This window comes from uncultured Kriegella sp. (assembly GCF_963975415.1).
Lineage (GTDB): Bacteria > Bacteroidota > Bacteroidia > Flavobacteriales > Flavobacteriaceae > Kriegella.
In genome coordinates, this window is record NZ_CAXBGN010000002.1 from 289,724 (window position 1) to 304,648 (window position 14,925).

Genomic DNA, 14,925 nt, shown 5'->3' on the forward strand with positions numbered 1-14,925 from the left:
TTAAGACTTATCATAATACTCGCCTTCATGACAGGATGTAAAAGTGAAGTTGGTGATCTATTTGAAAATCCGTCACCAGAGCTAACCGGAATTACCTTCACCAACACGCTTTCAGAAACAGAAGACCGCAACATTTTAGACTATCTGTATTTCTATAATGGCGGTGGCGTGGCCATTGGCGATATAAATAATGATGGTTTTGCAGACATTTTTTTCTCGGGAAACCAGGTAAAGAATAAATTATACCTCAACAAAGGAAACAATGCCAACGGTAAAGCAAGTCTAAATTTTGAGGATATTACCGCGCAATCGGGAGTCGAAGGCAATAGTACTTGGAATACCGGTGCCATTATGGGTGATGTCAACGGCGACGGATTGCTCGACATTTACGTTTGTGCCGTAGTCGGCATCAAAGGTTTCAGCGGGTTCAACGAACTCTATATCAATAACGGCACTTCTGAAGAGGGAGAGGTTACTTTTACAGAAAGTGCAGCCGAATATGGCCTCGATTTTGACTCTTATAGTTCCAACGCGGCATTTATAGATTTTGACCTCGATGGTGATCTAGACATTTACCTTCTCAATCATGCCATACATACACAAGATTCTTTTGGTAAAGCGGAACAACGGCTTAAAAGAAATTATCAAACCGGAGATAAATTGTTGCGTAACGATGGCGAAAAGTTTACCGATATAAGTGAAGAAGCGGGTATTTATGGAGGAGTTAGTGGTTATGGATTAGGCGTGGCCGTGGCCGATTTTAACCAAGATGGATGGCCTGACATCTATGTTGGGAACGATTTTCACGAAGACGATTATTACTACCTCAATAATGGAAACGGTACTTTTACCAATAGACTAAAAGAGTTTTTTGGTCATACCACGCGATTTTCAATGGGGAACGACGTGGCCGACATCAACCATGACGGTCTTCCCGATTTATTGTCACTAGACATGCTCCCGGAAGATGAAAAAATATTGAAATCATCACAAGGTGATATAGATTTTCAAATTCAAAAGCTGCAGACCCAACAGTATGGCTACCACTACCAGTTCACCAGAAACATGTTGCAGGTGAATGGGCGGGACGGTTACGCTGAAATTGCCTTGCAAAGTGGCATTTCGGCCACAGATTGGAGCTGGAGTGCACTTTTTGGAGATTACGACCAAGACGGCGAACAAGATGTCTTTATTTCCAATGGCATACCAAAACGCCCAAATGACCTTGATTACATCAACTTTGTATCAAGTGATGAAATCAAAAAAAAAATAAACAACACCAAATTGGTCGATCAACGTGCCTTGGATTTAATGCCCTCGGGAAAAACACATAATTACATCTTCAAGGGTACTAATAATCTAATCTTCGAAGACAAATCACACCAATGGATCACAAACGACACCCTTGTTTCAGGGGCCACTGCCCTTGGTGACCTCGATAATGACGGCGACCTTGATTTAGTGGTGAACAACTTAAACAGCCCTGCAACGCTCTATATCAACCAAACCAATACAAAAGCAACATACTTAAAATTAAGGTTTGAGTATGCTGATAAAAATCCGTTTGGCATCGGCACCAAAGTATTTTCATATAACAAGAATAATTTACAATACAAAGAACTGTATACGGTCAGGGGATTTCAAGCCTCTTCAGAACCCATTATCCATTTTGGTTATGGTCAAGCCGACATGGTGGACTCTTTGAAAATCGTTTGGCCCGACAAAAGTTATCAGGTACTAACCAAGGTAGCCACAAACCAAACGCTCACTATCTCACCCAACCACACCAAGTCATTCGACTACCGATCATTGCATCAAAAAACAAAGCAAATCTTTGAAAAGGTCGACACAAATTTAGGAATCGATTTTACCCATATCGAAGACAATTATACCGATTTTAATCGTCAGAAATTGATTCCCTATCAAATCTCGGATCGCGGTCCCGCAACAGCCATCGGTGATTTGAACAATGATGGCAAAGCTGACATTTTCTTTGGGGGATCGAAATATATTCCTTCCCAACTATTCATACAGGGTGATACTTCGTTTATTAAAAACAAAATAGCTGCAATCATCAAAGATTCTATTAAAGAAGATGTGGCGGCCTTGATTACCGATTTTACGAATGACGGTAAAAACGACCTCTTTTTAGGATCGGGTGGCGGCGACTTCTACAATCAAATGAAACCCTTACGCGATAGCTATTATGTTCAGAAAGATTCCTCTTTTATAACTCGGGAACTTCCCACATATTTTGAAAATGCCTCCGTTGTACGGGCCCATGACTTCGATGGTGACGACGACATTGACCTCTTTGTCGGTAATCAAGCAATAACGAATGACTTCGGAAGAATTCCAAATTCCTTTTTACTAAAAAATGAGAAAGGCAGTTTTTCCATTAGCGAAAATTCGGCACTTCAAAATATAGGCATGGTAACCGATGCCCTTTGGCACGATTTTGACAATGACGGTTATAAAGACCTTATTGTCGTCGGTGAGTGGATGTCACCCAGATTCTTTAAAAGCGATAATGGTGATTTGACCGAAGTATCAGTTTTGAATAAAAAGATAAACGGATTATGGCAATGCATTATCCCCTTTGATATCGATGGAGATGGCGATATCGATTACCTAATGGGCAATTGGGGCACGAACACCAAATTCAAGGCCTCCACAAATTCTCCTATGAAAATGTTCTACAACGATTTTGACTCAAACGGAAACACGGAAACCTTGGTCGCCATTGAGAAAGATGGCGCCTATTATCCATTAGAAGGTTTTGATCAATTGGTGGGCCAACTGGTGGGCCTGCGAAAAAAGTTCAATACTTACAGCAGCTTCGCCGGCAAGTCGATCGAACAGATTTTTGACAAGACCATATTGAACAGGGCCACTATTTTAGAAGTAAACGAACTACACTCTGGTTTTCTGAAAAATGAAAAAGGCAAATTTGTGTTCGTTCCATTTCAGAACGAGTTGCAAGTATCACCAATAATGGCCTTTCTCGATTATGACTTTGACGGTGATGGTGCAGCAGAAGTATTGGTCGGGGGAAACTACTTTGGCATCAAACCTTTTCACGGCCGATTCGATTCTTTTTCGGGAGCCTTGATAAAAAATCAAAATAACGTAATTTTGGGGAATAAGATCGGATTGAATTTTTACCGGAAATCAATTCGGCATTTAAATATCATTACCGTAAAAGACCGACCATACCTCTTGGCCACGATAAACAACGAACGGGCACAGGTTTATAAATTAAAACAACAAACGGAAGAAAGATGAAGAAGGTATTGATGGGACTAGTAGTCATGACAGCCATGATTTCTTGCAACACAAAAGAAGAGGAAGGCCCCATAGTGGTTACCCCTGAACAATTTCACACTTCCGTTGACAAGGTCATCGAAATTATGGTTCATGACATTTTCTCCCCCCCTGTTGCCAGTCGTATTTTTGCTTATCCGAATATTGCTGCCTACGAGATTATCTCACTTCAAAATGAAGATTACCTTTCGCTGGAAGGACAAGTGACCGATTTGACCTCCATTCCCAAACCTGAAGTGAATTTACCCATCAACTATCAAGTGGCCGCATTGGTAGCCCACATGGAATTAAGTAAAAGATTGATTTTTTCAGAAGACCGGATGGAAGCTTTTCGCGATAGTCTTTACGGAATCTGGGAAACCAAAAACGCCGCTACCTTCAATGCTTCAAAAACCTATGGGTTAAAAGTAGCCGAACATATTGGCACTTGGATGAGTAAAGACAATTATGCCCAGACACGCACCATGCCAAAGTTTACGGTAAATGCCGAAGACCCGAATCGATGGCAACCCACACCTCCCGCCTATATGGATGGTATTGAACCGCACTGGAATAAAATCAGACCCTTTGTAATTGATTCTGCGCAGCAATTCAAACCTACCCCTCCCCCTACTTTTTCAATGGAAGAAGATTCAGATTTTTACAGGGAGTTGAAAGAAGTTTATGATGTCGGTCAAAAGATTACAGAAACGGGCGATCAATCGGAAGAAATAGAAATCGCCAAATTCTGGGACTGTAATCCTTATGTTTCGGTAACAAGGGGCCATCTAATGTTTGCCACGAAAAAAATAACCCCTGGAGCCCATTGGATCGGCATCACCAAGATTTCCTGTAAAAAAACGGATAGTGATTTTGATAAAACCATTTTTGCATATACGAAAACATCGCTGGCCATTGCCGATGCTTTTATTAGTTGTTGGGATGAAAAATATCGAAGCAATCTTATTCGACCCGAAACCCTGATCAACGAACATATCGACGATAATTGGAAACCGGTCTTACAAACCCCACCGTTTCCTGAATATACCAGTGGTCATTCCGTAGTTTCGGGTGCCGCATCGACAGCACTGACTAGTATTTTTGGCAATAATTTTGCCTTCGATGATGATACCGAAACCGCATATGGGCTTCCTGTAAGAAGTTTTACTTCGTTCAATCAGGCGGCCGATGAGGCCGCCATCAGTCGTATGTACGGCGGCATTCACTACCGTGTGGCAATCGAAGTGGGGTTAAAGCAAGGACGAGATTTGGGCGATTTTATTGTTAACCATTTAAAAATGACGGCAAAAAAAGAGATGGTCTCTATTCAAAAATAAATGAAGAAAATTGCTGTATTTATACTGGCCGTAGCTCTGGTCGTCTTCCTTTGGTATCTTTTCATCAAACCCTATGATTATGCCGCAACTATCAAAGCAAATACTTTTCCAGGTGCCATAAACCAGTCTCTTAAGGCGTGGGGAGCCTCATTAAAAGATTCCCGATTTGTCGAACAGACTGACTTGAATTATTTAAAGCAACAAATTAAATACAATGATTCGGTATTTTCATTCCAATGGAAAATCGAGGCGCTCAGCGATTCAACTTCCAAAATACACGTTTACATAAAAGATGTTGATCATAGTTTGCGCAATAAACTACATATTCCTCTTTCAGATACCGATTTTGAAAAACGTGCCAAAAAAACAATTTTGGAGTTTAACCAACGATTGAAAGAGCACATAGAAAACTTCAAGGTTGCCGTTATTGGTATAGATCGTATTCCAAGTAGCTATTGTGCCTATGTCTCATTAAGTGGCAAGCAAACGGAAAAAGCTCAAGGAATGATGCAACATTACGCGCTGTTGGATCAATTGATTTTGAAAAACGACATTCAGCCAAATGGAAGGCCGTTTATCGAGGTAACCAAATGGAACATGCAAACCGACAGCATTCATTACAATTTTTGCTATCCAATTGTAAAATCAGATTCCCTTCCACGACATAAATCCATTCAGTACAAAGAATTTAAAAGTAGAAAAGCGGTTAAGGCCATTTACAATGGCAATTACATCACCTCGGACCGAGCTTGGTACGCATTGCTCGACTATGCGGACAAGAATAGTTTGAAAGTAGAGAAAAAGCCCATGGAAATATTTTATAGCAACCCTAACTTTGGGGGTAATGAACTGAATTGGAAAACCGAAGTATTCATGCCCTTCAAAAATAAATAAATGAGAAAAATAGCTTTTTTTATATGTACGCTTTTCTTAACCAGCTGTTCCAACTACGGACAGCTCACCTACATCACCAAACTTCCAGGAAAACTTAAGGAAAATTCAGGAATCATATATAACAACGATTCGACACTTTGGGTTATTCTTGACAGGGGAAATCCTGATAAAATATACAAAGCCGACTTCAAAGGTAAATTATTGAACGAACTAAAAGTCGATAATGCCAAAAATGAAGATTGGGAAGATATCGCAAGAGATGAAGAAGGAAATGTATATATAGCCGACACGGGAAATAACAATGGAAAGCGGAAAGACTTGACAATTTACAAACTCCCAAATCCTCAAAATGAGCAAGGAAACAAAATCGATGCCGAAAAAATAAGATTCCGATTCCCTGATAAAAAATCTTTTGGATCAGAGGCGCTCTTCTATCGGAATAATTTTCTGTACATTATTACCAAAGACAGGGCACGACCCTTCACCGGTGAAGCCATGATTTATAAAGTTCCTGCGGATAAAGGAACGTACGAAGCTACTTTCGTTGGTAAATTTACACCCTGCAAAGAACAGGGCGTTTGTGAAGTTACAGCGGCCGACATATCAGAAGATGGCAAAACGATTGTAATTTTAGGCTATGGAAAGCTTTGGATATTTACCGATTTCACTTCCGATGATTTTTCTCAAGGAAAAATGAACACTATCGACTTAGGAGCCACCACGCAGTTGGAATCTATTTGTTTTATGGATGAAAGCACTTTATTGCTCTCAGATGAGGAACGGGGCAACACGGGAAGAAATCTGTATTCCTTCAGCATAAAATAGCGTCGCTACAAGAGCAAAAAGACACACTCTTTTTCGAATGAACTTTGAAGTGATATCACAATCAAAACCCAAACCCAAGTCCGAATGAAAATCGTGGCCCATCATCGGAATAGAAGAGTGCGGTTCTAGCCGAAATAATGTCCGCTATATTTAAAAAGAAACCTCCTCCGTAAGAGGTATGCCATTGATTCGAGTCTTGGTTGGGGAGCCACACTCGGCCATAATCAAATCCCCCATAGAGCCCGAAAGCCGTTGGCAATATACTCGTACGCATCTTGCGCAAGCTATATCTGATATCGGTATTTTGATAATATGCCTTTTTACCGGTAAAGCGCTGGTTTCGAAATCCGCGAAGACCATCGACTCCCCCAATGCTTGCTCCTTGATAAAACTCATACCCTTCACCGATAGTAAAATGGGCCTTCCATTTTGAGGCCAGTACCAATCTACCACTGGCCACCAATTTATAATCGAAAGAGAGACTTGGCACCACATAACCAAAATCTTGTCCGGTCGAACCTGTATTTTTTTTATAACCGACCTTTATATCGGTTGCCATCCCCATGGTTGGAAAAGCTTCATTATCGCTATTCTTGTAACTATACACCGCATCAATTCCTAAGAATTGCTCTCGGTTCTCTTCTCCATTTTGTTGGTAAAAGGTGTTGATGAAACGATTATCAGTTTCCTCAACATCGATAATTTCATAGGAGATTCCCGTTTTGAATTTAGCCCCGAGTTGCCCCCTCCAAACCAAAGCCGGTGCCAACTTCATATTTCGTAAACGCACACGGTTATAATCTAGGTCTAATTCATCATCTAAGTTTACCGTTTCATTTCCAAAACCAAAAAAGTTTATTGCAAAGTTCGGACTCGTAAAACGGCCTTGCAATTGAAAATTCCAATTATCAAAAAGGTTGGCAAACTCACCCGTATATTTTATATCGACCCCACTAGTGGCAAAATAAAAGGCCGCGTCAACACTATGTTGTTGTGTGAAAGGGTTCTGTCGAAAACCATTGTAGGTATAGGTATTGACGAGTCCTATTTTCACTCCATCATCGGGATTATAGCCTATGGTCGGTATGGTTTGATTCACAGAATTTCGCAGTTTCAACGGGCGATAGGTGTTCACTTCATAATCGTTTGTCAGCTTTACTTTTGCACCTGAGGTATTCTCAAAGGTGTTCTCCTTATCCTTAAAATCGTAAATAGCCACTTTTTTACCATTCTTGATTTCATAAATATCATTGTTTTGACCTCCAACCAACCTCACTTTTATAGCACTATTGGTCGCCCCTTCGACCACAAATCGATCATCATCATCAAGACCGTAAATCCAGATTTCTTTCGTACTGGCCTTATCGAATTTTTTATCAAAAAAGAGTTTTTCTTTCTCCCCTCCGATGTTTCGATATACCTGAACCTCGGTTTCGTTTGCATTGAGACGATTGACAACGACCCAATCATCTTTATCAGTGCCGGCAACAACGGCATATTTGTTTAAGACATCATAGTATTCCAATGCCGTTTCGCCAATATTGGCAATTCGAGACAACAATATATCTTCAATTTCTGTAATGGTCGCGTCCCTAACCTCTTCAGGAAACACTTCAAAAGCCTTTTCAATTATTTCCTTAGTTAAGTTCTGTTGGATGAATTCGGCTTGATCCAACCACTGACGTCTTGTGGTTTCGGTCAGTAATGCCATATCTAAAACATAGGTCTTGGGTGACGAATTAAATCCTCTTACACTTCTAATCTCTTTGTTGAACCCTTCCATCAGTCTTAACCCCGGAACAATACGTGTAGCCATACTCATCAAAAGCCCGTCTCCCATAACAGAAAACACTTGATCCCTATCTCTAGGAACTGGTCTATATGTAATTTTATCTGATTTTTCATCTTTAAACTCTGCCCATCGCCATTGGTCAACATGTCGATCCCAATCGCCCAAGACCATATCAAAAAGCCTTGCCCTAAGATACATTTCGGCATCGACATCGTACTTTTCGTCATCTCTCAAATCTTCCAACATGCTATCGGTACTCTTAAGTTCATTCGCAAAACCAAAACTCTCCAAATCACCATGACCATCTCCAGCATGTTCTTCAATCATATAAAGCTCATTGCCAAAATCGCCATTAAAATCTCCTAGTTGCGTTTGTTTCGGCACATAATATAATTTCGGATTGGTATGATAAATATCAATGGCATCTGACAACGGGCCGATCACAAACGGCCCATAGGGGTGTGCCCCGGTATAAAAATCTTGCAGCAATTCAAGGGTATATGTATCTTCTAATTCGTCCATAACAAACTGATCTTGGAACGCCATAGATTGCAAATAGAGCTCCGCTTCTTTTCGAAGCGCCCGCATAACATACTCTTTGCCACTTTTATGTCGTAGTCTAAGGGATTTTGACTGATGCCCGCCACCTTTACTTACAGGTATAAGCCCACCCAACAACGTATCAAGACGTACGGTGGGCGCCGTTACCTTTGTGCTGTAATATTTTCGATAACGTTTTCCCCAAATCGTTGTAAAAACTCCTGTTTTATGAGTTTCTTCATCCGTATAAATAGATGCTTCTACTTCCGCAGGGAAGGAATCTTCATATTTCTCTACATTTAAACTTCTATCAGGGGGAAGTACATCGGACCCAAATAAAAACTCCTCATTTTCCGTGTCACCTACCCCATAGTAACGCACTTTCGAAGAACCGTCTTTATATACTTCCAACGTTGCATAGCCCATTCTTCCGGTTGAAAACTTACTACCGTTCAAAAGTCTAGTGCCTCCATTCTTTGATCCTGAACCACTTACTATCTGCGGGGTATTGTCTTCCACAATATATTGAAGGCTATGTTCGTGACCCGAGGCAATAATCACTTTATCAGAAAACTGGGCCAAAGTGACCAGTCGGTCACTCAACTCTCTATATCGTCTGTTCGAAAGATCTTCAACCGAAGCCCCCGTTGCACGTCGAAGTACGTTTATAAATGTTCCTAAAAAGGGCAGGGGAACTTTACCGTTATCAGGATATAGTTGTTTTTTTAAAGAATATTGTCCGCCATGTTCCCCATAGCTAAAGGCGGGGTGATGCATAGCAATAATGGTCGTTCTTTGTCTATTATCTTTAATTTCATCCTCTAACTCCAACCAAAACTTATCCCTACTTTTAATATCACATTTATCATTAATATCTGGTCTCTTGTCCCAATTGGTCAAGTACCATTCGGTATCTATCGCAATAATTGCGACATGCTCACTGACTTCTATTGTTTCAATGGGGCAACCATCTTCGGGAAAAAAAACTTCTTTACTTTTTAGCTGCTTTTGAATATACTTTTGTTCCCGCTCGAGACCCACCAAACCCTCAGTATACCAGTCATGATTTCCTGGTATAAATAAAGGTTTACCCTTAAACTCTTCAAGTGTTTTAATCTGCGCATCCAAATGATTTTTTGCTATGCGATAGGCGACCGTAGAATCTTTTGGGTCAGGCAATCCGGCTGGATAGATATTATCTCCCAAAAAGATGGCAGTACTATTCTTGTCGGCCTTTTCCAATTTATTTTTAAAGATTTTCAATGCAGCATTCATTTCGCCCATGGGAGACAAACCAGCATCGCCTATAAGATAGAAAGTATGGGCCACTTCTTTATCAGACTTATAATCTTTTGCCTTATCAGGGTCCTCATATTTGGTCTTCATCGTTGCACAACCCGATAAGAGAAGTAGAAATGTTGCAATGAGCAAAAAATGTTTTTGTTCAATCATAATGTTGGCTATGAAATTTTGTACTTTGGGATTTCTAAAATCGTTGTATGTCAACCATCATTGAAAAAACCGAAGTATTCGTCACTGACTTATTGTCAAACCAATTGGGTTCAGAATATTTATACCATAATCTAAGGCATACCCAAAGAGTCGTTAAAAATACTAAAGAATTACTGGACTATTATGACTTAAATGCCAAAGAAAATGACGCACTTATTTTAGCAGCTTGGTTACACGATACCGGTTATACTAAAGGACCTGACAATCATGAGGAAACGAGTTGTGCCATAGTTCGATCTTTTCTAGAAGAAAACAACTATGATAAAGATGCAATCAATCATATATGTAATCTTATTTTAGCGACGAGACGTTATCACGAACCGACTAATTTATCAGAAGAAATTTTAAGGGATGCGGACGCTTCACACCTCGGACACAGCACCTATGAAGAAACTTCAGAAATGTTGCGTGAAGAACTCTCTTTGCTGGGCATCGCGAATTTTTCACAAAAAGAATGGCGAGATACGAACATTCAAATGTTTCAAACGGAACATCGTTTTTATACGGACTACGCCAAAAACAATTGGCAAAAGGGCAAAGATGAGAATCTGGCAAACCTCATAAAGAATAGGAAAAAAAATAAAAAGCTTGTAAAAAAAGAGCGTTTAAAAGCTGAATTAAAATCTAATTTCAAAGATAAAAGTCCTGAACGTGGAATTCAGACCATGTTTCGTGTCACTATGCGAAACCATTTGAAACTAAGTGATATCGCCGACACCAAAGCAAACATTTTGCTTTCTGTAAATGCCATAATAATTTCATTGGTATTGGCCAACCTCGTACCAAAATTAGATAATCCTTCAAACGACTATTTAGTCTATCCTGCGGTCATTTTTGTCATTTTTAGCGTGATATCGATGGTAATGTCAATCTTGGCCACAAGGCCCAATGTAACTAGTGGACAGTTTACCAAAGCAGACGTGGAACAGAAAAAAGTAAACCTGCTTTTCTTCGGAAATTTTCATAAAATGAAGTTAGCCGATTATGAATGGGCCATTCAAGAACTTATAAAAGACCAGAAATATGTCTACAGTTCTTTAACAAAGGACCTCTATTATTTGGGTCTCGTTCTTGACAGAAAATATAAGCTGCTTCGTTGGACCTATACGATATTTATGATCGGAATGATTCTTTCGGTAATTGCTTTTTTTGTGGCATTAAAATTTTTCGGCCCTGAAAAAATCATCCATTTACCGACCTAATCATGCCTGAATCTCTTCAATAAGCTCTTGATAGGTATATGTTTTTTCTGAAGATTTGTTTTTCGGCCGGTACAAAATGCCGGCTCGAATCGCTTTTAGGCCCGAAACCCCTTGCAGGCCTTCTAACTCAACAATTTCAATCTTACCGTCGAAATAGCCCTTCGACTTCAAAAACTTAATATAGCGCAGGTATTCGAGCTCGTCTTTCTTTTGTGAATATACCACCACCATTTTGCCCGGCTGGGTAAGCCGCTCATTGGTACCTTTGATATAAGACTTATCAATTCGTTTCTTGATTATCTCGTACCGGGCATTATAAGTGCCGTCTACATCAAAACGTTTTTCATCCATTCGGAAACGAATCGACAATGAAGTATTATAAACCAAAATCAAAGAGGCCACATCTAACGGCACTGCAAGTTCTGGCTTTAAATTATAATGTACATTTTCCATTTCGCACATAACCTGAAGCTGCCACAATCTGAGATTACGCAGATACAATTTATCAAACTCCCGTTCTCCCGTTATCGAGTCTCCAATATAGGCATTGTGCTCTACACCATCAGTTTTATATCGCTCGAAGTAATGCGGATACATGGCTTGCGCACTTTCTTGTTTTTCGTCGATTACGGACGCTAGCTCTCTATTTATTCGCATAACGCTTTCATCATAATTTCGGCGATGGTCATAATATGAATCGGTACTCATATCAATATTCGACTCATAGGTAATCACATTTTTGCCCAAATCAGTATCTGTTCTCTTCAAATGTTCGAAAACTGGCACCACCTCTTTCTTTACAAAATCAAAAATTGCCTGCTCACTATTTGTATGCAACGTTTCTTTGATATCGTCTATGTGGTTATTTACCCTAAAAATCAATTCTTCATAAATGGGCAATTTATTCTTTTGCCATGCAACGGTCAAGACATCATTAATATCGGAAAGCTGGATCATCAAGTCGCGTTGAATAGCAAAATTTCGAGCCTGTGAAGAGTCCTTAATATCAATTTGCCCATATAAGGGGTGTACATCATTAAAGACAATTTCCTTAAAAGAAGGCCGGCCACCTTTTAAATCCTCAGCGATGAACCTCTTTGCCTCTTCTTCAAATTTCCACAACACAGAAGAATGTACTGTTGTGCATTCGTGTTGAATAATGGCGTCTATGAGGTTCTCCTCTTCCGTTTTTGAGCGTCGCACCGCTGCAACAATAAAAGGCATTACATCTTCCAGTTTCTGGGCATTGATACTATTAAGCTCATTGGTTTTAAAAGAAACCAATTCCATGACTCCCAATAACTCCCCATTTTCTGCAATCGGAGCAAAAATCGCACTTTTTACACCCTGTTCTTTCAAATTTTTATAGGGTGCCGTACCACCCGAAATTTCAAAATACTGGTCGACATTTGAAATGGCAAAATAGGTATTGTCCTTTAATAGTTTTTTGTAGGAAGCTTGGCACAGAGCATCCTTACAAGCCTCATTCTCCTTACCTTGCAAGAGGAAACTCTGGACGTTTGGCCCGTAAACTCGCTCGAATTCGTCTTCCTTCGGGTTATAGACTGTAAACCCTGTTCGTATGCCCGATAAATTAAAGAGTGAACGAAAAACTTCATTGACATTTCCCATAAACCCCTCTTGACTCCGCTTATCATTTGAAATAAGACTAGATTTTATTTCGGAAATGGAATGTTCGGCAGTAACATCGAACATATTCGATACCACAAAACCCTTTGAAATAAAACTATTGGGCGGTATTTTCTCTTTCCAGAGATCTAAATTCTCAAAATTGGCCAAAAGCTCATCAACGTCGGATTGATTTAATTGCTTAGCTTTTTCCGTAGGAATGATATCCATAAAATCAGCATTATAGAGAATACGGTAATGACGCATTACTCCTTTGGCATCAGGGATATTATAAAAAAAAGGTCGCTTAAAATCAAGATTAAAGCCGTAATGAAAATTCAGAATAACCGTACAAGCCATGATATAATTCAGATCATTGCTAAAATCGCCTATCTCAAGTTTAAAGTCATCACCAGCTTCTTTCACAATTTTTTTAAATCGTTCAGTCGAATTAAAAATCACATTGTCATAAGGCAAAGCGGCAGTTTTAATCTCATTATGGGTAAGCGGTTCGGGAAAGGTATCTTCAAGAATCAAACTGATGACATCTTTATGTTTTTCCAAGAGGGAAAAATCGGTAAAGCCGTCCCTTAATTCAGGAAATGGTGCTTGGGCAGCCAAGATTCTTTTAGCTTTATTAGCCAAATAAATATCTTCGCTTTGTGCCATAGAATCGTAATGCCTTAATAACTTATCAAAGCTTACCTTGAGCACTATTGGCAATTCTTTTCCGTTCTTCATTTCCATACTGATCATATTGGTCGGCTACGACCTTACAAAATTACAAAAGAACAACTTATAATAGGTGTAAAAGAAATTTTTCCGCTGTTCCACACTTTTTTTAGATATTTACCTCCATATTGCCTTACCTCAGATTTTAGTTTGAAATTAAAATACGCTCACGTCTCAATACAATTGCACAGGCGCGCCATTGGTACAGCATCAATTTCACCGATATGTCATCTAACAGCAGACTAACAAGAGCTTACAAAAATGCCAAAGTAATCCCGTTCGATGATGCCTCAAAGTTTATACTTTTCAGCGATTGTCATCGTGGTGATAATAGTTTTGCCGACGACTTTGCCAACAACCGAAATATCTATTATCATGCTTTGAACTTTTATTTCAAAGAAGGCTTTCAGTATTGTGAAATTGGTGATGGTGACGAGCTATGGGAGAACGTTAATTTCGAATCTATTTTCGAGGCACACAAAAACGTCTACGGGTTGTTGCGCAAATTCCATCTTGCACGCAGGCTGCATATGATATGGGGCAACCACGACATGGTATACAAAAATCCCGATTATGTGAAAGAAAATCTCAGTAGTTATTTTGAGCCTATTGACAATAAGTCAAAAGAACTTTTTGAAGGTATCACCTATTATGAAGCCATTCGGCTAAAGCACCGTCAAACAGCACAGGAACTATTTCTGACGCACGGGCATCAAGCTGACTGGTGGAACTATACTTTTTGGCGATGGAGCCGATTTTTGGTTCGCGTATTATGGAAACCGTTACAAGTCTGGGGCATTGCCGACCCTACCAGTCCTGCCAAGAATTACAAAGAACTTATTAAAATAGAGCGTCGTATAAAGAAATGGATTTTACGCAACGAACTTTTACTAACTATTGTAGGCCATACACATCGCCCGCGATTTCCAGAGCCAGGGGATATTCCTTTCTTCAACGATGGTAGTTGTGTACATCCGCGAAGCATTACGGGTATTGAAATAGAAAATGGCCAGATTTCATTGATCAAATGGCAGATAGCCACGACTGACGATGGTATATTACGTGTTGTTCGTATTTTATTGGAAGGGCCGAGGAAGTTGGCAGATTATCAAAAAGCAAAAGGTTAAAAGAACTTGTATATTTGCTTAACCATTAACAA

8 protein-coding genes are annotated in these 14,925 nt (G+C 39.7%); 6 read left to right on the forward strand and 2 right to left on the reverse strand.

Going from position 1 to position 14,925, the window contains the following annotated elements:
- Window positions 1-27: 27 nt before the first annotated feature.
- From AACZ88_RS05055 to AACZ88_RS05070, 4 genes are read left to right on the forward strand one after another with little or no spacing between them, the layout of a single operon-like run.
- Window positions 28-3,285, forward strand: a complete 3,258-nt coding sequence (locus AACZ88_RS05055; RefSeq protein ID WP_339707113.1) for a CRTAC1 family protein — start codon at window positions 28-30, stop codon at window positions 3,283-3,285.
- The gene (locus AACZ88_RS05060) at window positions 3,282-4,640 is read left to right on the forward strand and encodes a vanadium-dependent haloperoxidase (RefSeq protein ID WP_339707116.1); all 1,359 of its coding nucleotides are present in this window, start codon (window positions 3,282-3,284) and stop codon (window positions 4,638-4,640) included. Before AACZ88_RS05055 ends, AACZ88_RS05060 begins: the two co-directional genes overlap by 4 nt.
- Window positions 4,641-5,534 (forward strand): GyrI-like domain-containing protein, encoded by an 894-nt coding sequence (locus AACZ88_RS05065; RefSeq protein ID WP_339707119.1) that lies wholly within the window; start codon window positions 4,641-4,643, stop codon window positions 5,532-5,534.
- A complete protein-coding gene (locus AACZ88_RS05070) occupies window positions 5,535-6,359 on the forward strand; it encodes an SdiA-regulated domain-containing protein (protein WP_339707122.1) in 825 nt (274 codons plus the stop codon). It begins immediately after the preceding gene.
- A gap of 61 nt (window positions 6,360-6,420) precedes the next feature.
- Here AACZ88_RS05070 and AACZ88_RS05075 read toward each other — a convergent pair whose 3' ends face one another.
- Window positions 6,421-10,143: a metallophosphoesterase gene (locus AACZ88_RS05075; RefSeq protein WP_339707125.1), complete on the reverse strand. Its 3,723-nt coding sequence runs from the start codon at window positions 10,141-10,143 to the stop codon at window positions 6,421-6,423.
- A gap of 47 nt (window positions 10,144-10,190) precedes the next feature.
- On the opposite strand from AACZ88_RS05075, the gene AACZ88_RS05080 reads away from it, so the two are divergent.
- Window positions 10,191-11,405 carry a Pycsar system effector family protein gene (locus tag AACZ88_RS05080; protein ID WP_339707128.1) on the forward strand — a complete coding sequence of 405 codons (1,215 nt, stop codon included), beginning with the start codon at window positions 10,191-10,193 and terminating at the stop codon, window positions 11,403-11,405.
- On the opposite strand, the gene AACZ88_RS05085 is transcribed toward AACZ88_RS05080, so the two are convergent.
- The gene (locus tag AACZ88_RS05085; protein ID WP_339707131.1) at window positions 11,406-13,781 is read right to left on the reverse strand and encodes a GAF domain-containing protein; all 2,376 of its coding nucleotides are present in this window, start codon (window positions 13,779-13,781) and stop codon (window positions 11,406-11,408) included. It abuts the gene before it with no gap.
- Between the two features lie 209 nt (window positions 13,782-13,990).
- Here AACZ88_RS05085 and AACZ88_RS05090 point away from each other — a divergent pair, with 209 nt between their 5' ends.
- Complete coding sequence (locus AACZ88_RS05090) at window positions 13,991-14,893, forward strand: metallophosphoesterase (protein WP_339707133.1); 903 nt, start codon at window positions 13,991-13,993, stop codon at window positions 14,891-14,893.
- Window positions 14,894-14,925: the final 32 nt, after the last annotated feature.

Bases quoted from the DNA above. Each gene is read 5' to 3' on its own strand.
- AACZ88_RS05055 (WP_339707113.1), top strand. From the start codon at position 28: ATGACAGGATGTAAAAGTGAAGTTGGTGATCTATTTGAAAATCCGTCA.
- AACZ88_RS05060 (WP_339707116.1), top strand. From the start codon at position 3,282: ATGAAGAAGGTATTGATGGGACTAGTAGTCATGACAGCCATGATTTCT.
- AACZ88_RS05065 (WP_339707119.1), top strand. From the start codon at position 4,641: ATGAAGAAAATTGCTGTATTTATACTGGCCGTAGCTCTGGTCGTCTTC.
- AACZ88_RS05070 (WP_339707122.1), top strand. From the start codon at position 5,535: ATGAGAAAAATAGCTTTTTTTATATGTACGCTTTTCTTAACCAGCTGT.
- AACZ88_RS05075 (WP_339707125.1), bottom strand. From the start codon at position 10,143: ATGATTGAACAAAAACATTTTTTGCTCATTGCAACATTTCTACTTCTC.
- AACZ88_RS05080 (WP_339707128.1), top strand. From the start codon at position 10,191: ATGTCAACCATCATTGAAAAAACCGAAGTATTCGTCACTGACTTATTG.
- AACZ88_RS05085 (WP_339707131.1), bottom strand. From the start codon at position 13,781: ATGGAAATGAAGAACGGAAAAGAATTGCCAATAGTGCTCAAGGTAAGC.
- AACZ88_RS05090 (WP_339707133.1), top strand. From the start codon at position 13,991: ATGTCATCTAACAGCAGACTAACAAGAGCTTACAAAAATGCCAAAGTA.